Source organism: Bacillus sp. ABR (genome assembly GCF_056172715.1).
The window spans coordinates 792,683-811,915 of the sequence record NZ_JAOYSL010000002.1 but is presented as its reverse complement, the minus strand read 5'-3'; the positions used below and the strand labels follow the sequence as shown (position 1 = coordinate 811,915).

At 41.5% G+C, this 19,233-nt stretch carries 18 protein-coding genes and 1 other annotated feature; of the genes, 12 read left to right on the top strand and 6 right to left on the bottom strand.

Features of this window, described 5'->3' with window-relative positions; all coding sequences use genetic code 11:
• Positions 1-11 precede the first annotated feature (11 nt).
• From ytpR to ccpA, 8 genes are all read left to right on the top strand, one after another.
• Positions 12-617 (top strand): YtpR family tRNA-binding protein, encoded by a 606-nt coding sequence (gene ytpR, locus OIT90_RS09585; RefSeq protein ID WP_024424858.1) that lies wholly within the window; start codon positions 12-14, stop codon positions 615-617.
• Between the two features lie 196 nt (positions 618-813).
• Positions 814-3,537, top strand: a complete 2,724-nt coding sequence (locus OIT90_RS09580) for a DNA translocase FtsK (RefSeq protein WP_474892478.1) — start codon at positions 814-816, stop codon at positions 3,535-3,537.
• A 303-nt stretch (positions 3,538-3,840) separates the two neighbouring features.
• Positions 3,841-5,139: a UDP-N-acetylmuramate--L-alanine ligase gene (gene murC / locus OIT90_RS09575; protein WP_039180691.1), complete on the top strand. Its 1,299-nt coding sequence runs from the start codon at positions 3,841-3,843 to the stop codon at positions 5,137-5,139.
• Positions 5,140-5,361: 222 nt separating this feature from the next.
• The gene (locus OIT90_RS09570; RefSeq protein ID WP_039180688.1) at positions 5,362-5,781 is read left to right on the top strand and encodes a DUF948 domain-containing protein; all 420 of its coding nucleotides are present in this window, start codon (positions 5,362-5,364) and stop codon (positions 5,779-5,781) included.
• Between the two features lie 26 nt (positions 5,782-5,807).
• Positions 5,808-6,278: a YtxH domain-containing protein gene (locus tag OIT90_RS09565; protein ID WP_039180684.1), complete on the top strand. Its 471-nt coding sequence runs from the start codon at positions 5,808-5,810 to the stop codon at positions 6,276-6,278.
• 33 nt (positions 6,279-6,311) lie between these two features.
• Positions 6,312-6,635: a bacillithiol system redox-active protein YtxJ gene (gene ytxJ / locus OIT90_RS09560; protein ID WP_039180682.1), complete on the top strand. Its 324-nt coding sequence runs from the start codon at positions 6,312-6,314 to the stop codon at positions 6,633-6,635.
• 222 nt (positions 6,636-6,857) lie between these two features.
• Positions 6,858-7,934 (top strand): bifunctional 3-deoxy-7-phosphoheptulonate synthase/chorismate mutase, encoded by a 1,077-nt coding sequence (locus OIT90_RS09555; protein ID WP_034279528.1) that lies wholly within the window; start codon positions 6,858-6,860, stop codon positions 7,932-7,934.
• 451 nt (positions 7,935-8,385) lie between these two features.
• Entirely contained in the window at positions 8,386-9,387 is a 1,002-nt protein-coding gene (ccpA, locus tag OIT90_RS09550; RefSeq protein ID WP_024424851.1) for a catabolite control protein A, read from the top strand.
• Between the two features lie 44 nt (positions 9,388-9,431).
• Here the strand turns inward: ccpA and OIT90_RS09545 are convergent, their stop codons facing one another.
• The 3 genes from OIT90_RS09545 to OIT90_RS09535 are packed head-to-tail and all read right to left on the bottom strand — an operon-like array spanning position 9,432 to position 11,902.
• Positions 9,432-10,592, bottom strand: coding sequence for an acetoin utilization protein AcuC (locus tag OIT90_RS09545; RefSeq protein ID WP_039180680.1), 1,161 nt, complete (start codon positions 10,590-10,592; stop codon positions 9,432-9,434).
• Positions 10,589-11,230, bottom strand: coding sequence for a CBS and ACT domain-containing protein (locus tag OIT90_RS09540; protein WP_039180676.1), 642 nt, complete (start codon positions 11,228-11,230; stop codon positions 10,589-10,591). The genes OIT90_RS09545 and OIT90_RS09540 overlap by 4 nt, the downstream gene beginning before the upstream one ends.
• Positions 11,231-11,269: 39 nt before the next feature.
• On the bottom strand, positions 11,270-11,902 hold the full coding sequence (locus tag OIT90_RS09535; protein ID WP_039180674.1) for a GNAT family N-acetyltransferase: 633 nt from the start codon (positions 11,900-11,902) through the stop codon (positions 11,270-11,272).
• Positions 11,903-12,057: 155 nt separating this feature from the next.
• Between OIT90_RS09535 and acsA the strand changes: the two genes are divergently transcribed.
• Both acsA and tyrS read left to right on the top strand, forming a co-directional pair.
• Positions 12,058-13,782 carry an acetate--CoA ligase gene (gene acsA, locus OIT90_RS09530; protein ID WP_058838264.1) on the top strand — a complete coding sequence of 575 codons (1,725 nt, stop codon included), beginning with the start codon at positions 12,058-12,060 and terminating at the stop codon, positions 13,780-13,782.
• 58 nt (positions 13,783-13,840) lie between these two features.
• Positions 13,841-14,072: a binding site (T-box leader), on the top strand.
• A 53-nt stretch (positions 14,073-14,125) separates the two neighbouring features.
• The gene (gene tyrS / locus OIT90_RS09525; RefSeq protein WP_106025781.1) at positions 14,126-15,394 is read left to right on the top strand and encodes a tyrosine--tRNA ligase; all 1,269 of its coding nucleotides are present in this window, start codon (positions 14,126-14,128) and stop codon (positions 15,392-15,394) included.
• An 86-nt stretch (positions 15,395-15,480) separates the two neighbouring features.
• Here tyrS and OIT90_RS09520 read toward each other — a convergent pair whose 3' ends face one another.
• Positions 15,481-15,837, bottom strand: a complete 357-nt coding sequence (locus tag OIT90_RS09520; protein WP_106025782.1) for an antibiotic biosynthesis monooxygenase family protein — start codon at positions 15,835-15,837, stop codon at positions 15,481-15,483.
• 207 nt (positions 15,838-16,044) lie between these two features.
• Between OIT90_RS09520 and OIT90_RS09515 the strand changes: the two genes are divergently transcribed.
• Together OIT90_RS09515 and OIT90_RS09510 are read left to right on the top strand one after the other, a co-directional pair.
• Positions 16,045-16,686: an esterase/lipase family protein gene (locus OIT90_RS09515; RefSeq protein WP_474892477.1), complete on the top strand. Its 642-nt coding sequence runs from the start codon at positions 16,045-16,047 to the stop codon at positions 16,684-16,686.
• A 209-nt stretch (positions 16,687-16,895) separates the two neighbouring features.
• Positions 16,896-17,462: a cysteine hydrolase family protein gene (locus OIT90_RS09510; protein ID WP_474892476.1), complete on the top strand. Its 567-nt coding sequence runs from the start codon at positions 16,896-16,898 to the stop codon at positions 17,460-17,462.
• Between the two features lie 44 nt (positions 17,463-17,506).
• Here the strand turns inward: OIT90_RS09510 and OIT90_RS09505 are convergent, their stop codons facing one another.
• Positions 17,507-18,061, bottom strand: a complete 555-nt coding sequence (locus tag OIT90_RS09505) for a hypothetical protein (protein WP_474892475.1) — start codon at positions 18,059-18,061, stop codon at positions 17,507-17,509.
• A gap of 280 nt (positions 18,062-18,341) precedes the next feature.
• The gene (gene rpsD, locus OIT90_RS09500; RefSeq protein WP_039180654.1) at positions 18,342-18,944 is read right to left on the bottom strand and encodes a 30S ribosomal protein S4; all 603 of its coding nucleotides are present in this window, start codon (positions 18,942-18,944) and stop codon (positions 18,342-18,344) included.
• Between the last annotated feature and the right edge of the window lie 289 nt (positions 18,945-19,233).

The following is a 19,233-nucleotide window of genomic DNA, read 5'->3' as shown; positions in this document are numbered from 1 at the left end:
AATTTTGAAGAATGAATGTTTTTTATAATGCAGAAGGTGTAGGCGACACACTCCTTATTTCATTGAAAGATGTGACGAGAGAAGAAGTAGGACATGAGACGTTTGGAGATGTTGTACGAATCTTCAATCAAGAAACAAAAGAAACAACAGGCTTTAATATCTTCAATGCATCTACTTACATGAAAATTGAAGAAAACGGATCTGTCCCGCTTTCTGAAACCATTGTTCAAGATATCAATGAAATTTTAAACCGCAACGGTGTCAGTGAAACGTTGACTGTGGATCTATCACCAAAATTTGTTGTCGGCTATGTAAAGGAAAAAGAAAAGCATCCGAATGCAGATAAATTAAACATTTGCCAAGTTGATGTGGGCGATGAAACCTTACAAATCGTGTGCGGTGCACCAAACGTTGACCAAGGCCAATATGTCGTGGTGGCGAAAGTCGGCGCAGTGATGCCAAGCGGTATGGTCATCAAAGATGCTGAGCTAAGAGGGGTTCCATCAAGCGGCATGATTTGTTCAGCAAAAGAGTTAGATCTTCCAGACGCACCTGCTGAAAAAGGGATTCTTGTTTTAGATGGAAGCCATCAAGCTGGCGAACCCTTTAAAGCATAACCTCCCATAAACGGGCACATAGGAGCGAAGAATGTGTTATACCAAAAGTCACTAAGTACGTACTTAGTGACTTTTTTTCATCTACAGACAGCATGAACAGCATAAACCGGCACTTTTCTCGCTTTTCTGCATGAAAAAGCAATGGTATACTAAAAATCGCCCAAGAAAACGTAAGGGGAGTTAAAGTGAGTGATAAATGATGAGTTGGTTAGATAAATTTTTTAGTGTATTTTTAGGAGAAGAAAAGAAAGAAGAAAAAGCTGTAAGACCTGAAGAAGATCTAGCTGCACCAAAGCAGCCAGCTTTTGAACAGCATAAAGAATATAAAAAAATCGAAGATACGAAAGTGTATTATGAATATCCAAAAGGCAACTTTCGGTTTCCGCTCGTTCCAGATGAACCTCTGCGTGACGGAGTGAAGCCGGAGAGAAAACACGCCAAACCAAGACAGTCAAAGACTAGACAGACAACCTATCAGCCTAAACAAACGCTTCAGCCTGATATGAATAAAAAGCCATTCAAGCCAGAGCAAATTCCATCACCGATCTATGGCTATCATCAGGATATGCGTCCAAAAAAGGCAGAAGCAAAAGAAGAAGCAGGATCAGTTCAAAGGAAAGCAGCAGAAGAAACGGCGCAGCGTGTCACACTGTTATCAGAAGAGGCAGAGCGTGAACGGAATGTCAGGCAGCAAATGAACATCCCATCTATTCAGAAAGAAAAACGTATCGAGGAAATGGTTTCAGCATCAGCAAAAGAGAGAGCGGATAAGGAGCCAGAAGTAACCCCGCATACATTGGAAGAGGAACTCGCTTATCAAGATCATGTTCAATCGACGATGGAACGTTTAACTGACGAGCCTTTCCAGCTAGAAGAAAACGAGCCAGAAGATCATCATGAAGCTGATTTACATAAGCAGCAAGCCGAAGTCTATCAGGAGCAACCGGTACAGTCCGAGCCGGAACAGGCTGCCACCAGCGATGAAGAAGAAATAAAAGACGAGCAGTTTGAAGATCATACTGAGGAAATAGACATGTTGACCTTCGAAACACCGGAACCTTCGCAGCCAGCGATTGAAATGGAAGCAGACATTCTAGCAGAAGAAGAAGCGGCGTTAACAGAAAATATGTCAGCAGAACCAGTGGAAGAAGTAGAAGCTGATCCAATAAAAGACAAACAAGAAGAAGCGCCCGCGGCAATATATGAAGAAGCTGAGCCAGTCCAACATGACCTGCAGGAAGATCAGCTGGTTCAAGAAGCTGAAATTGAAGAAGAACAAGTGATGCCAGTAGAACAAGTAACAGAAGAACAAACTGCATCTGAACCGGTAGAAACGGTCATAGAACAGACAGAGCAGCAAGAACAAACGCACGAAGAAAAGAAAGAAGAACCAAAACAGACATCTCCGCAGCCACCACGCACAAGCGGTCAAACCTCTACGGTTCCGTTTAATGTCATGATGTTAAAAAGCGATCAGCGCGTGCAAGGGCAAAAGAAAGCAGCCGACACACAAGGGTATGTTTTTCCAAGTCTCGCCCTATTAGATGTACCGCCAGCTCAAAAAGAAGAGGACGGGACATGGGTGAAAGAGCGGGCAGAGCTGCTTAATGCGACGCTTAAAAATTTCAATGTAAGAGCAAGTGTTGTCCATGTCACACAGGGCCCTTCTGTGACAAGGTTTGAAGTACATCCAGAACCAGGTGTCAAAGTGAACAAAATTACGAACCTGTCAGATGATATTAAACTTAGTTTGTCCGCAAAGGATATTCGAATTGAAGCACCGATTCCAGGAAAGAACACGATCGGGATCGAAGTGCCAAACCTGCACAGTAAAATGGTGTTCTTAAGAGAAATGATCAGAAGCAGTGCATTTAGAGACAATCCATCTCCTTTAACAGCAGCACTTGGATTAGATATCTCAGGCCAGCCTGTCGTGGTTGATCTGCAAAAAATGCCGCACGGCTTAATTGCTGGAGCAACTGGTTCAGGAAAAAGTGTCTGCATCAATACGATTTTAGTGAGCTTAATGTTTAAAGCATCACCAGATGAAGTGAAAATGCTCTTAATTGACCCTAAAATGGTTGAATTAGCGCCGTATAATCACATTCCGCATCTTGTGAGTCCTGTCATTACCGATGCCAAGACAGCAACAGCTGCTCTGAAATGGGTAGTGGATGAAATGGAAAGACGCTATGAACTATTTGCACACTCTGGCGTGAGAGAAATTAAACGATTCAATGAGCTTGTAAAAGAAAAACAAATGGGTGAAAAACTACCTTATCTCGTCGTGGTGATCGATGAGCTGGCTGATTTAATGATGGTCGCACCAAATGAAGTCGAAGAAAGCATCTGCCGAATTGCTCAAAAAGCAAGAGCATGTGGCATTCACTTATTGATTGCGACACAAAGACCTTCTGTTGATGTCATCACAGGTCTCATTAAAGCCAATATCCCAACAAGAATTGCGTTTTCTGTTTCAAGTCAGGTTGATTCAAGAACGATCATTGACATGGCCGGTGCTGAAAAGCTTCTTGGAAAAGGAGACATGCTCTTCTTAGAAAATGGCTCCGGCAAGCCGACAAGGCTGCAAGGGAACTTTGTATCAGACCGTGAGATTGATCAAGTGGTGGCACATGTGAGAAAGCAGCGCAAGCCAGTGTTCCTTTTTGAACAGGAGGAACTAATGCTTCAAGGCTCTGCGATTACAGACGAAGATGAATTGTTTATGGATGCCTGCCGTTTTGCCATCGAGCAGAATAGCGCTAGTACATCAAGTTTGCAGCGAAGATTTAGAATTGGCTACAATCGTGCAGCTAGACTGATTGACATGATGGAGCGCGAGGGCATGATTTCTGGTGCGAAAGGCAGTAAGCCAAGAGAAGTACTCATGACGCTGAGTGACTTAGAACAGTTGATCTAAACAAACCACTTCATTTTTTTTATAAACATGGTATGATAGCACATAGGTGCAATTTTGAAATTGGACGCTTTTCGCATGTCTGCCAAAACGCTTTTTTATGTAAAATAAGCGGAAACAGGTGTTAGAAATGGGAAAGTTGTCGGATACTAATCATAGTTAATATTGATTAGAATAGGAAGATCGGAAAAAAATCTTTATTTGGAGCTGCGATCTGTGATCAGCTAGAGGCAAAAATCACAAGTTGCAAATTGAAATGAGCGTCATATACTGTAAGTCAGATAGACGTTTGTTGGAGGTACAATTATGACTGTTTATCATTTTGTTGGAATAAAAGGGACAGGTATGAGTCCACTGGCCCAAATTCTTCATGATACTGGGTATACTGTCCAAGGATCGGATATCGAAAAACATATCTTTACACAAAAAGCATTAGAAGAACGAAATATTAAAATTCTACCATTTGACCCAGATAATATTCAGCCAGGGATGACGGTCATCGCAGGAAATGCATTCCCCGATACACACCCTGAGATTGAACGTGCCCTTTCTGAAGGGATTCCTGTCATTCGTTACCATAAATTTCTTGGAGAATACATGGATTCATTCACAAACGTTGCGATTACTGGTGCTCATGGCAAAACATCGACAACAGGACTGCTTGCTCACGTCATGCAGGCAGCAAAACCTACTTCGTACTTAATCGGTGATGGATCTGGAATGGGGAAAGAAAACAGCGAGTATTTTGTCTTTGAAGCATGCGAATACCGCAGACACTTCCTCAGCTATCATCCAGATTATGCGATCATGACCAATATTGATTTTGATCACCCTGATTATTTCTCAGATATTGATGACGTGTTTGACGCGTTTCAAAACATGGCGCTTCAAGTGAAAAAAGCGATTATTGCTTGCGGTGATGATGAGCACTTGCCAAAGATTCAAGCGAAGGTACCCGTTGTGTATTACGGTTTCAACGAAGAAAATGATTTCCAAGCTCGTAATGTTGTGAAAAATACGGAAGGCACTACATTTGATGTATTTGTACGCAATACGTTTTATGATACCTTCTACATTCCTGCCTACGGAAATCATAATGTCCTCAACTCGTTAGCTGTTATCGCATTATGTCACTATGAGTCCATTGATGTAGAGCTTATCAAAGGCGCATTAAAGACATTTGGCGGTGTGAAACGACGCTTTAATGAAAAAGTGGTCGGTGAGCAGGTCTTAATTGATGATTATGCACATCATCCAACTGAAATTGAAGTCACAATTGAAGCAGCTCGCCAAAAATATCCGGACCGTGATATTGTGGCTGTCTTTCAGCCGCATACCTTCACACGTACACAGCAATTCTTAAGTGAATTTGCTGATAGTCTAAAGAAAGCCGACTATGTCTACCTTTGTGATATTTTCGGTTCAGCCCGCGAAAACATTGGGAAGCTGAGCATTGAAGATTTAAGAGAAAAAATCCCGCAGGCCCAATTGATTGAGGAAGAAGATACATCTGTGCTGAAAGCGCACGAAGATGCGATTCTGATCTTTATGGGAGCAGGAGACATTCAAAAATATTTGCGCGCTTATGAAAAAGTCGCTGTATAAATGCTTAAAAAAGTGCCGTTTCACGCGGCACTTTTTTTATTTTGAATAAAATGTGACAAAAGAGCTAAATGTGTCAACATGTGCCGCTTTTTTTCGTTCGCTGTGGACAGGAATTAGCGAATAAGTGTAGAATTATTATTCAATCGGTCATTCTAGGCGATGTTTGAATGATACAACGAGAGGGTAATGAATTGAATATGCCCGCAGCAAAGGAGGTATCAGATGATTATTATTCTATATCTAAGCGTTGCACTGATCGCAATTGCTTTCCTCATTCTTGTCATCTATTTGTCCAAAACATTAAAATCCTTACAGCTGACATTAAAGAATGTTGCATCAACTTTAGAAGGTCTTGAAGGTCAGATGCAAGGTATCACCACAGAGACAGCACAGTTGCTACATAAGACAAACAAGCTTGCTGAAGATATTCAAGACAAATCGGCAAAACTTAACACAGTTGTGGATGCGGTGCAGGGAATTGGTGGCTCGATCAACCAATTTAATACAAGCATAAAGCAGGCAGCTGGTGCGGTTTCTTCATCCGTTGAAAGAAATCAAGAAAAAGTGACGGATGTGGTTAGCTGGAGTAACGCAGCACTTGAAATTTATAAAAAATGGAAACAGCGTAAACACCAAAAATAAACCATATTCGCATAGGAGGAATAATCATGAGCAAAGACGGAATCAATAGCAAAGACTTTTTGATCGGAACACTTATTGGTGGAATTGTTGGTGCAACAACAGCATTATTTTTAGCACCGAAGTCAGGGAAAGAGCTTCGCGATGATTTGAACACCCAAGCGAATGTTTTAAAAGAAAAAACAGATCGACTCGCAACAGATGCAAAAGAAAGAGGCACTGAATATGTGACGATTGCGAAAGATAAAACGTCTGAATTGTCTCAGCTTGTAGCAGAGCAGTCAAATCAGATTTTAGACAAAGTGAAAGACATAAAAGACCGTGCAGCTGGTAAAGCTAATCATGTGAAAAGTGAAGCAGAAGATGCGGCAGCTGATTTAGCAAGCGAAGCATCAGATGTAGCTGATGAAGCAAAAGTACGAGCACAAGAAGCAAAATCAGAAATTGAAGACGGCATCAAAGATATCAAAGAAAAAGTAGAACAATCTACTAAAGGCTAACCCTCACAGCTCGAAGTGAAGAAGGAGAACATCATGTCAAAACAACTCATTGAAACAGAAGAACAGTTTGATCAACTAACGAATCAAGATGGGACGTTTGTCTTTTTTAAACACAGTTTGACATGTCCGATCAGCCAAGCGGCTTTTCATGAGTTTGAAGCATTTGCGTCTGCACACGAAGACGTGCCAACGTATTTCTTGCAAATTCAAAATACGAGAGAGCTTTCATCCTACGTGGCTGAAAAATCGGGTGTAAAGCACGAAAGTCCTCAAGCACTCGTCTTTAGTGGTGGAAAAGTGAAGTGGCATGCATCCCACTCAAGCATTACAAAAGAAGCGCTTGAACATAATCTGTAAAAGAAAGAAACGTCAGCAGCGGCTGACGTTTTTTTTATAAAAAAAGGTTTACTTGAACGAAAAGTATGCTATAATCTTACATACAATACTTTACCGCTTAAAAGCGTTTGGGTAATAAAGAAAATTTTCGTGACAATTCCGAAATCTTTGTTTATAATAAACCCTATCATGCAAGAATGAAAAAATAAAAAGCGAGAACAGGCAGAGGAAAGGATGACAAAAATGAGCAACAATGAACTAGAAAAATTGAGGCAGCAAGCAGATGAACTAAATCTTCAAATCTTAAAACTGATCAATGAAAGAGGAAACATTGTAAAAGAAATTGGAAAAGCGAAAGAAGCGCAAGGTGTCAACCGTTATGATCCTGTCAGAGAGCGCACAATGCTGAACCAAATTCTTGAAGAAAATGATGGACCATTTGAAAACTCAACCATTCAGCATATTTTCAAAGAGATTTTCAAAGCAGGTCTAGAGCTTCAAGAAGATGACCATAGCAAAGCACTTCTTGTTTCTCGTAAGAAAAAACCAGAAAACACAATCGTGAACATCAATGGGGAAGCGATCGGTGATGGAAAGCAGCGCTTCATCGTTGGACCATGTGCTGTTGAAAGCTACGAGCAAGTTGCAGAAGTAGCTGCAGCAGCGAAACAACAAGGGTTAAAACTACTACGCGGAGGCGCATTTAAACCTCGTACAAGTCCATACGATTTCCAAGGACTTGGTGTAGATGGTCTTAAGATTCTAAAGCGTGTAGCGGATGAATACGGTCTTGCTGTCATTAGTGAAATTGTTAATCCTGCTCATATTGAAGAAGCGATTGAGCATATTGATGTCATCCAAATTGGGGCACGTAACATGCAAAACTTCGAACTGTTAAAAGAAGCCGGTTCCGTGAAGAAACCAGTTCTTTTAAAACGCGGTCTTGCAGCGACTATTTCAGAATTCATCAATGCAGCTGAATACATCATCGCCCAAGGAAATGATCAAATCATCCTTTGCGAGCGCGGTATCCGCACATACGAAACAGCAACAAGAAATACGCTAGATATCTCAGCAGTGCCAATCTTGAAACAAGAGACACATTTACCAGTCTTCGTTGATGTGACGCATTCAACTGGACGTAGAGATCTTCTCCTTCCAACAGCAAAAGCAGCTCTTGCGATTGGAGCAGACGGTGTTATGGCAGAAGTACATCCAGATCCATCTGTTGCTCTATCTGATTCAGCGCAGCAAATGGACATTCCACAATTCGAAAAATGGTTAGATGCGTTAAGACCACTTGTCAACATTCACGCATAATCATAGATAGAAATAGCCGCCGGAAACTGCCCGGCGGTTTTTTTATGGAATAAATACGATGAAGTTTGGGAATGAAAGGAAGAAAGCACATTGCAAGTTCAAAAAGAGCCTGTTCACAATGTTTTCATTTTTAAAAATCGATAGAATCTGTTAAGATCATTGTCATAGCTGGCGTTCTCGATGGTTTTTTATGAAATATGATTCAAATTACAGGTAACAAGCTGTTTAAAGTTTGTTTAATTTAGTTATAAAAAGAAAGGGAACGTTTTCATATGACAAAAAAACGTGTATAATTTCATAAAAGAATGTCATTTTGATGTAGATTGAAAAATTATGTGTCTCTTTTCATCGTTTTAATGACAAATAGGATATTATTTTCCTCGTATCTGACATGTCTCTATCCAATTGGTGAATGCTATAGATATGAAGTGTATTTGAAGGAGTGATTTATGTGAATAATGTTACAATATATGATGTAGCAAGAGAAGCAAATGTAAGTATGGCAACGGTATCACGCGTAGTAAATGGTAATCCAAACGTAAAACCAACAACAAGAAAAAAGGTGCTTGAAGCGATTGATCGCCTTGGCTATCGTCCGAATGCAGTGGCACGAGGCCTAGCAAGTAAAAAAACAACGACAGTTGGGGTCATCATCCCTGATATTTCTAGTATCTTCTATTCGGAATTAGCACGCGGTATTGAAGATATCGCCACGATGTATAAATACAACATCATTTTGAGCAACTCAGATCAAAATACTGATAAAGAGCTTCATTTGTTAAATACGATGCTCGGTAAACAAGTAGACGGAATTGTCTTTATGGGCGGAAACATCACAGACGTGCATGTGGAAGAATTTAAGCGCTCTCCTGTACCGATTGTTCTTGCAGCATCTGTTGAAGAGCAAGCTCAAACACCATCTGTCAATATCAACTATGAGCAGGCCATTTATGATTCCGTTCAGCTGTTAGTTGAAAAAGGACATAAACGAATTGCGTTTGTTTCTGGTCCAATGTCAGAACCAATTAATTCCGTGAGAAAACTTGCAGGTTATAAGCGTGCGCTTGAAGAAGCGGGCATCGCGTTTGACGATGCACTCGTCGCTGAAGGCGATTACTCTTATGATTCTGGAATTGAAGCACTCGCTCATCTGCTCGAGCAGTCTGACAAGCCGACAGCTGTTATCGCAGCTACAGATGAAATGGCGCTAGGTGTCATTCACGGAGCACAAGACAGAGGGGTATCCATTCCTGAAGATTTAGAAGTGATTGGCTTCGATAACACAAGACTTTCTCTCATGGTGCGTCCTCAGCTGACAACAGTCGTTCAGCCGACATATGATATTGGTGCTGTTGCCATGAGACTGCTCACAAAGCTGATGAACAAAGAACAAGTGGACGATCAAATTGTTGAGCTTCCGCACAGAATTGAAGAAAGACAATCAACGAAATAAAACAAAAAAAGCAGGCTTACCTTATGAGGGAAAGCCTGCTTTTCTTATGCCTTTTTCTTTTCTCTTCTAACAGGCATGAGTGCTTTTTCTACTGTTTGAGCATTCTTTTCTGTGATTTCAGCTTTTCTTGGGATCGGTGGATATAAATCGTCAGGGTCTCTCCACGTAGGTGGAAGGGTAACAGGCGATTGCTTATTCCAGGCTTGAATCCAATCCCGAGGGAGTTCATCTGGCGGTGTAATGCCTTTCATCTCAAGCCAAATACGGCTCCACGCTCTTGGGACGACGCGCCAAATATCATATCCCCCTCCGCCAACAGCGATCCATTTGCCGTCACAATATTGATGCGCAAGTTCATGGGCAAGTCTAGGAATTTCCTCATATATTTTCATAGTGGCAGATAAATGAGTTAACGGATCATAGTAGTGTGCATCAGCTCCGTTTTGCGTCAAAATCACATCTGGTTTAAAAAAAGCAGCAATCTCAGTCACTGCTGTTCGGTATGCTTCGAGGAACGACTCATCTTCCGTAAATGCATCTAGCGGAATATTATAGGCGTAGCCATAGCCTTTATCGTGGCCTCTTTCCTGTACTTGTCCCGTTCCAGGGAACAAGTAGCGTCCTGTTTCATGAATGGAGACTGTACATACCTCTGGGTCGTCATAGAAGCTGAACTGGACACCATCGCCGTGATGAGCATCCGTATCAATATATAAAATTCTAGCGCCATATGTCTTTTGAATATATTGAATCGCCACAGAGCTGTCATTATAAATACAAAAGCCAGATGCACGCCCTTTGAACCCGTGGTGAAGCCCGCCGCCAAGATTGAGTGCATGCTGGGAATGACCGAGCATCACTTGATCAACTGCTGTTAACGTTCCGCCAACAAGGAGAGATGCCGCCTCATGCATGCCTGCGAACATCGGTGTATCCTCTGTGCCAAGACCGTAGCGTTCCCCCTCTGCTGTAGACAGCTTTCCTTCACTTGCCCGCTGCACGGCCTGGATATAATCTGCTGTATGGACGAGCTTTAATTCCTCCAGAGTAGCCATACGCGGTGCGACAATTTCATCCTCTGTTAACGCCTTCATTTTTTGAAGAAGATCATAAGTTAAGTAGACACGAAGCTGATTGAAGGGATGATCTTGGTTAAATTGGTACGTTTGAAAAGATGGTGAAAAAACAAAGGTCGCTTCCTTCATTTGATCGTCTGCTCCATAGGCCAGAGCACCTTATAGCCTTTTGCGCGAATCAGCTTCATCACATGATCTGCATGAATGGTTTGAAGGCGGAATACGAGCACTTTAGAAGCCTCATTGGCATGAGGATACACAAGCACACTCAGCAATTGAATATGCTGCTCCTTTAAAATGGCTGTAATGTCTGCGAGGCCTTCAGTCATCTGCTCCACTTCAACCTCTAAGTGCGATCCAGGCTGATCTGCACCTGTCAGTCTTACAAACGTACGAAGCAGATCTGTTTTTGTGATAATGCCTACAAGTTTGCCACGTCTCACCACCGGAAGACAGCCAATTCCGTGCTCAAAAAAGACACTTGATATCTCCTCAACGAAATCAAGCGGGTGAGCAGTGATCGTCTCTAATACCATGATCTCTTCGACTGGCCGCTGAATAAAGAGCTTTCTTTTCTCTGTCTCAAAAATACTTGGACTGGCATTTTTAATATCCCGATCTGTCACCATCCCAATGACAGATCCTTGATCAGATACGATCGGAATATGCCGGATGTGGTGTGCACTCATTTTTTGAATGGCTTCTTCAATCGTATCGGTTTTTCGCAGCGTGATCACATCACGCTCCATAATTTGTTCAATCATCATTGTTTACCAATCCCCTTTGCCAAAAAAACGAATTGAACGTTAATACATAAAGCGCTGATGGAAGCGAAGACGATCGAAACGCTCGATCGAATCAGGACTCACATGTTTCCCAATTCTGGCCATTAAACAATTGGCTGGATGTGAGCTAATCTCTGGCTCGTCTGTTGCAAACCAGACAAGACCGCCTGCGTTCATCATTTTCTCCATCATTTTGCGGTACTCCCAAACGTTTTTCTTTGTCCCCTTTAAATCCCAATGCCAGTAATATTCAGTTGTAATGATGATGTAATTCTCCATTTGCTCATCCATCATGCTCACATCAAGCAAATGCTTGCCAAGTGAGCATCCTCTAAATGGAGGAGCGACCTCAATTGCGCCAAGCTCAATTAAATTGTCCATTTTGCCCTCTGACCAGCGCTCAAGTGGATCAGGATACAAATACGTGACATAGCCTACGACAAGCTCATTCACTCTTGCAATGATAATACGTCCTTCTGGAAGATCTGCTATTTCAACAAGTGCTTGTTTCTGTTCCTCAGGCGTGCGAAATGCCGTTAGTCCTTCATGAAACGTATAGTTCGCAAGCGCTGATGCAGGTACCGGTCCTTCAATCAGGATGGAACCTGTTTCTCGCTCAATGGTTTTTGAATAATAAGTTTTAGGATGCTCCACGTATCCACCGCCCCTAATTCTAGTGAGTCGTCTCTATTCTATCTTAAATCTTGTAAGAATTAAAACGGTTTCATCAGAAGTTTTTTAAAAATTGAGAAAAAAAGTCATCTATACTATAATGGTCATTGTAAACGTATGCAAAGGGGGACTGTTTGATGAAATTGGAAACGCTACCATCAGTAAAAGGGGATTATCATTTAAATGATTATGAGCAGGCATACAAAGATTTTTCATGGGAGGAAGCTAGAAAAAACTTCTCCTGGTATGAAACAGGAAAAATAAATGCAGCCTATGAAGCGATTGACAGACATGCGGACTCGTTTCGTCAGAACAAGGTGGCGCTTCACTACAAAGATTCAGAGCGGGATGAAAAGTATACGTTCAGGGATATGAAAATCAACACAAACAAAGCGGGAAATCTATTCAAAGAAAAGGCACATGTGGAAAAAGGGGATCGCGTGTTTATCTTTATGCCAAGATCACCTGAGCTCTATTTTCTTCTGCTAGGCGCAGTGAAAATTGGGGCGATCGTTGGCCCGTTATTTGAGGCATTTATGGAAGGTGCCGTCAAAGACCGTTTAGAAAATAGTGAAGCAAAGGTGATCGTGACAACACCCGATCTACTTGAACGAATTCCATTTGCAGAGCTTCCAAAGCTTGAATCTGTCATCATTGTCGGCGGTGAAAATGAAGACGTCGATGGCGTTCGGACAATTCACTATGAAGAGGCGTTTGAGGAGGCAGCAAAGGAGCTTGAAATTGAATGGATGGATGAAAAAGACGGCTTCCTGCTTCATTACACATCAGGATCTACCGGTACGCCAAAGGGTGTGCTTCATGTCCATGGTGCAATGGTGCAGCAAGGCCAGACTGGTAAATGGGTGCTTGACTTGAAAGAAGATGACGTTTACTGGTGTACAGCTGATCCAGGCTGGGTTACAGGCACAGTGTACGGTATTTTTTCACCGTGGTTTAATGGGGCGACGAATGTGATTTTAGGCGGCCGGTTTAATCCTGATACGTGGTATGAAACCATTGAATCACTCGGTGTAACCGTTTGGTACAGTGCCCCGACAGCCTTTAGAATGCTCATGGGGGCAGGGGATGACCTCATTCAAAAATATGACCTCAGCTCGCTCCGTCATGTGCTAAGTGTGGGAGAGCCTCTTAATCCAGAAGTCATCCGCTGGGGAGATGCTGTTTTTGGCAAGCGAATTCACGACACTTGGTGGATGACAGAAACGGGTGCACAGCTGATTTGTAATTATCCATGCATGGACATCAAGCCGGGCTCGATGGGAAAACCAATTCCAGGCGTAGAAGCGGCGATTGTTGATAATGCAGGAAATGAACTTCCGCCATACCGGATGGGCAACCTTGCGATTAAAAAAGGCTGGCCTTCTATGATGCATACGATCTGGAACAATCCTGAAAAATATGAATCTTACTTTATGCCGGGAGATTGGTATGTTTCAGGAGATTCAGCTTATATGGACGAAGACGGATACTTTTGGTTCCAGGGACGTGTCGATGACGTCATCATGACGTCAGGAGAGCGGGTCGGTCCATTTGAGGTAGAAAGTAAACTGGTCGAACATCCAGCCATTGCAGAGGCTGGTGTCATTGGAAAGCCAGATCCGGTCCGCGGTGAGATTATTAAAGCATTTATTGCGCTCAGAAGCGGATATGAGCCGACAGATGAGCTGAAAGAAGAGATTCGTACGTTTGTGAAAAAAGGGCTCGCAGCACATGCGGCACCGCGAGAAATTGAGTTTAAAGACAAACTGCCAAAAACGAGAAGCGGAAAAATTATGAGACGTGTGCTAAAGGCGTGGGAGCTGAATTTACCTGCTGGCGACCTTTCGACAATGGAAGATTAATTTTTTCATCAGTTGACTTGATATCAAAAGTGTGTTAAAAATGACATTAGTTGAATATGAAAAGGTTTTGACTGAGATTCAGTAGAATGATCTTTCCCTGTTTAAGAGAGCTGACGGCTGGTGCAAGTCAGTACAAAGAGATATTCGAATTACCCTCACGAACCGCTTTTACGAAAAGGAGCATGCCCTGATTAGTGAAAGAACGGATCTGTCCGTTATCAGTGTAAGTGAAAAGACAAGATTTTTTGTCTTTTAAGCAGGGTGGTACCGCGATATATATCGTCCCTTCGTTCATTCGAAGGGGCGTTTTTTATGTTTCATTTTAAACAAAGGAGATTTGGATATGAGTCAATTGATGGAAGAGCTATCGTTTAGAGGATTAATTCAGCAGCAAACAGATGAAGAAGGTTTAACAAAATTATTAGCAGAAGAGAAAATCAAGCTATACTCCGGCTTTGATCCGACAGCTGACAGCTTACACATTGGTCATCTATTGCCAATTTTAACATTACGCAGATTCCAAGAAGCAGGTCATCACCCGATTGCTCTTGTTGGCGGTGCGACTGGACTCATTGGCGATCCTAGTTTCAAAAAAGCAGAACGTTCACTCAACCCAGCAGAAATCGTCGAACAGTGGTCAGATAAAATCAAAGGACAGCTGTCTCAATTTCTTGATTTTGAAGCAGGCGAGAACCCAGCCGTCATCGTGAATAACTACGACTGGATCAGCCAAATGAATGTCATCACGTTCCTTCGTGATATTGGAAAGAACTTCGGTGTAAACTTTATGCTGGCAAAAGATATCGTGAGCTCACGTATCGAAACAGGGATTTCTTACACAGAATTCAGCTACGTCATCCTGCAGTCTTTAGACTTCTTAAACCTTTACAGAAATGAAAATTGTAAGCTGCAAATCGGCGGAAGTGACCAGTGGGGAAATATCACATCTGGACTTGAGTTGATCCGTAAGTCTGAAGCAGAAGGAGCAAAAGCATTCGGTCTGACGATGCCGCTTGTCACAAAAGCAGACGGCACAAAGTTTGGTAAAACAGAAGGCGGCGCTATCTGGTTAGATAAAGAAAAAACGTCTCCATATGAGTTCTACCAATTCTGGATCAACACAGATGACCGTGATGTCGTGAAATACTTAAAATACTTTACGTTCTTATCAAAAGAAGAGATCGCATCGTATGAAGAAAAAGTGCAAACAGCACCTGAAAAGCGTGAAGCGCAGCGCCGTCTAGCAGAGGAAGTGACAACACTTGTACATGGCCGTGAATCACTAGAACAGGCAGTCAACATCTCAAATGCACTATTTAAAGGCGAGATCAATTCTCTTACAGCTGAAGAAGTGAAAGTAGGCTTTAAGGATGTTCCATCAATGGAGAAAAGCAGCACAGAAGAATTAACACTAGTTGATATTCTTGTGGAATCAAAGCTGTCTCCATCAAAGCGTCAAGCACGTGAAGATATCACAAATGGTGCTGTCTCCATCAACGGAGAGAGACAAACAGATAAAGACTATGTGCTCTCAGCTGACGACCGAATTGAAAACCAATTTACCGTTTTAAGAAGAGGGAAAAAGAAATACTTCCTTGTGACGTATAAATAAATCTTTATGAAACAGTAAACATCATGAAAAAGCACCTCAAATGTTCGTGTACATTGAGGTGCTTTTCTTTTTTATGTAGAAGTTGCTCATTCGTCTGCTTCTTGTTCAAGGAGTGAATCTTTGTTTGTATAAGCATGTTCTACCTTACAAATTCGGGTAGTATAGGATTCATACCAATCCTTTTTCCCCTTTTTTTGAACACGCTGATGTGCTGTATGTGCTTTCCATTCTTTGATGGCTGTTAATGAATCCCAGTAAGAAACAGTGATCCCAACACCATGTTCATCTCGTACACTTTCTATTCCAAGAAACCCATCTAGATCTTTCGCTAATTCTTCCATTTTTTGAGCAGCAGCAGCGTATTCTTTCTGCTCAACATTTGTTCGTTTTGATGTGAAAATCACGGCATAGTAGGGTGGAGCAGGGGTTTGCGTAAATAGCATCTAGTAGAACCTCCTTTTTCTATTGATATTATATATGAAAGAAAGAAGGTCTCGTAGTCTTTTTGTTTGAATTTAAAAAAGTCCAAGGTGCTTTTTGATTATTTATATTTCTGTAAAATCATCTCATAAACATTACCTTGTTCACTTTTCTGACATATTTTTCTTTTATAAAATAGAGTCGTATAAGATGAATAAGGGGGAATGAAAGTGATTTTTGTTAAGAAAAGGAGTTTGCAAATTCTCGTTGCACTTGCATTGGTGATTGGTTCAATGGCTTTTATCCAGCCGAAAGAGGTGAAGGCGGCTGAGCATAATCCGGTTGTGATGGTACATGGTATTGGTGGTGCCTCTTATAACTTTTATTCTATTAAAAGTTACTTGGTTGGACAAGGCTGGGATCGAAATCAATTATATGCTATCGATTTCATAGACAAAACAGGAAATAACCGCAACAATGGTCCGCGTCTATCCAGATTCGTCCAAGATGTGTTAGACAAAACGGGTGCCAAAAAAGTAGATATTGTGGCTCATAGTATGGGCGGGGCGAACACATTATACTATATTAAGAATCTTGATGGCGGAGATAAAATTGAAAACGTTGTCACGATTGGTGGAGCAAATGGACTCGTTTCAAACAGAGCATTACCTGGCACAGATCCAAATCAGAAAATTCTTTACACATCCGTTTATAGTTCAGCCGATCTCATCGTCGTCAACAGCCTCTCTCGTTTAATTGGCGCAAGAAACGTCCTGATTCACGGCGTTGGCCATATCGGTCTATTAACCTCAAGCCAAGTGAAAGGCTATATTAAAGAAGGACTGAACGGCGGAGGACAGAATACGAATTAAAAAACGAAAAAAGACAGCGGTATATGCTGTCTTTTTTAATGTCAATTGGCATATGGCAGCTGTTAGATGAAAGAGATATTGAAAAGGGAAGCATAACGATGACACAAAACAGATAAAGCATCGTACATAACCGAATAAAAGCATGTACAAAACGTTCGCCATTCCGTACACTACATGTAGTGAATAAGAATCTTCGGAGGTGGGCGTTTGTGAAAACGAATCAAAAGGCTTTCATCATTGTAGATGTACAAAAAGCGTTCGAGCATGAAAAATGGGGAGAACGCAATAACCTAGAGGCAGAGGAAAATATTAGCCGGCTATTGACGTTTTGGAGAGAGAAAGGCTGGAAAGTGATTCATATTCAGCATACATCCGACAATCCGGAATCTGTCTTTCATCCAGCAAATGAAGGGCACCTTTTTAAAGATATTGCTAAACCGCTAGAGGAAGAAACGGTGATACAAAAGAAAGTCAACAGCAGCTTTATAGGTACAAGCCTAGAAGAACAACTAAGATCAAACCAGATTGACACGGTCGTCATCGCAGGATTAACAACTCCTCATTGCGTATCAACAACGACAAGAATGAGCGGAAATCTTGGTTTTGATACGTACCTGATCTCAGATGCAACAGCTGCCTTTGGATTAACGGATCAAAATGGTACATATTTTGACCCAGAAACGATCCACCGGCTCTCACTTGCAACCCTGCATGATGAATTTGCGACTGTCATGACAACAGAGCAGCTCATCGCAAAATGGACAAGTCCAGAATGAACGTTTGAAAGCTCCTAGAAAGAGATCTAGGAGCTTTTATCATGCTAATGATATGTGTCCAGTGATTGTTTTCGTTGTTTCTTACGTGAGTAAAAGAGATCAATCTCAATAAATAAAAAACTGACAAAGAATGATAAAATTAATACGCCGGAATCCCCTATCGATACATTCATTAAATTTAAGTAAAGGACATACTTGATAGAGAGATGTAAAACGATCCAAGAACTCACCCATTCCAAAGTATAAGTGAGCCATACAGGAAGTTTAAGGAGATAAGCCAGTCCTTTTCCTATGAATAGAAGGAGAGGTGACCAAAAAACAACGATAACACTCACGAACAAAGAGAAAGAGATTAAAGAAAAAAATGAATCATACGTGATGGTTTCTCCAAAAAGAAAATTCACACCTAAAATGGTGATGTATAGCAATACACTAGGAATCGCGATCACGAAGCAGATAGAAAAAAAGAGCAGGAAGATAAACAGACTTGCAGCAAATCTATTTGGCGGTTCATCGATAATCTGTTTTTTTCTTAAAAGAGAATAGGCAATCACTGATAAGATTAAGAGTAAGAATAGAATGATTATGATACTAAACATGGATCTCCTCCATCTAAGTACTATAGAGAACAATACGACTGATACGTCATCTATCATTATTGTACCAATAGAAAAAAGGCACTTCAATGAAATGTTTCCTATATTTGTATATATGATTGAAGTAAGAATGGGGCAGGCAGCCGGGGAAAATAAGTGTTGAATATGGAAGATGACTTCAAATGATTTCATGTATAATTGAGAACATACAAAAAACCCTAGAAATCCTTGAACAATCAAGGGATCTAGGGTTTTTTTGCTCTCTCTTAGAGAAGTAATGAAATTAACGAGAGTAGAACTCAACGATTAGTTGTTCGCTGATTTCAGGCGCTAATTCAGAACGCTCTGGAAGACGAGTGAAAGTTCCTTCAAGCTTTTCAGCATCGAAAGAAAGGTATTCAGGAACGAAGTTGTTTACTTCAACTGATTCTTTCACTACTGCAAGGTTTTGAGATTTCTCACGAAGAGCAATCGTTTGACCTGGTTTCACAGAGAAAGATGGGATGTCTACACGGCTTCCATCAACAAGGATGTGACCATGGTTTACTAGCTGACGAGCTTGGCGGCGAGTACGAGCAAGGCCAAGACGGTATACTAGGTTGTCAAGGCGAGTTTCAAGAAGGATCATGAAGTTTTCACCTTGTTTACCAGGAAGTTTAGCAGCTCTGTCATATAGTGTACGGAATTGACGTTCGTTGACACCGTACATGTGACGAAGCTTTTGCTTCTCTTGTAATTGTAAACCGTATTCAGATAGTTTTTTGCGTTGTCCTGGACCATGTGGGCCTGGAGCGTAAGGGCGTTTTTCAAGTTCCTTACCTGTTCCGCTTAATGAAATGCCTAAACGGCGGGAAATCTTCCAACTTGGACCTGTATAGCGAGCCATAATGTGACTCCTCCTTATTGTTTTTATTTGTGAAAAATAAAAACCGTCTGTTCTTCCTCTTCTTCGTCATTATGTTTTCATGCATCCTCGCTCCAGCAGCAGGGAGTTACAAGATGCACCTTCATATAGAAGGAACAAAATGATACAAAAAAGCCGAACAAAAAGGCTGCCATATTTCACACAAACTCTATTATATGACGCTGGATAGGAGAAGTCAACCTATTTAGAGGCAAAGGTGACGTTCCCCATTATATAAAGAAACATAAAAAAGCAGACAATGTGCCTGCTT

Coding starts and splice junctions, on each gene's coding strand:
- ytxJ (WP_039180682.1), top strand. CDS start 6,312: ATGTCAAAACAACTCATTGAAACAGAAGAACAGTTTGATCAACTAACG.
- OIT90_RS09520 (WP_106025782.1), bottom strand. CDS start 15,837: ATGCTATTTACGCAAACCCCTGCTCCACCCTACTATGCCGTGATTTTC.
- OIT90_RS09555 (WP_034279528.1), top strand. CDS start 6,858: ATGAGCAACAATGAACTAGAAAAATTGAGGCAGCAAGCAGATGAACTA.
- murC (WP_039180691.1), top strand. CDS start 3,841: ATGACTGTTTATCATTTTGTTGGAATAAAAGGGACAGGTATGAGTCCA.
- rpsD (WP_039180654.1), bottom strand. CDS start 18,944: ATGGCTCGCTATACAGGTCCAAGTTGGAAGATTTCCCGCCGTTTAGGC.
- acsA (WP_058838264.1), top strand. CDS start 12,058: ATGAAATTGGAAACGCTACCATCAGTAAAAGGGGATTATCATTTAAAT.
- OIT90_RS09570 (WP_039180688.1), top strand. CDS start 5,362: ATGATTATTATTCTATATCTAAGCGTTGCACTGATCGCAATTGCTTTC.
- OIT90_RS09580 (WP_474892478.1), top strand. CDS start 814: ATGATGAGTTGGTTAGATAAATTTTTTAGTGTATTTTTAGGAGAAGAA.
- OIT90_RS09540 (WP_039180676.1), bottom strand. CDS start 11,230: ATGATGATTGAACAAATTATGGAGCGTGATGTGATCACGCTGCGAAAA.
- ytpR (WP_024424858.1), top strand. CDS start 12: ATGAATGTTTTTTATAATGCAGAAGGTGTAGGCGACACACTCCTTATT.
- OIT90_RS09545 (WP_039180680.1), bottom strand. CDS start 10,592: ATGAAGGAAGCGACCTTTGTTTTTTCACCATCTTTTCAAACGTACCAA.
- OIT90_RS09505 (WP_474892475.1), bottom strand. CDS start 18,061: ATGTTTAGTATCATAATCATTCTATTCTTACTCTTAATCTTATCAGTG.
- OIT90_RS09565 (WP_039180684.1), top strand. CDS start 5,808: ATGAGCAAAGACGGAATCAATAGCAAAGACTTTTTGATCGGAACACTT.
- tyrS (WP_106025781.1), top strand. CDS start 14,126: ATGAGTCAATTGATGGAAGAGCTATCGTTTAGAGGATTAATTCAGCAG.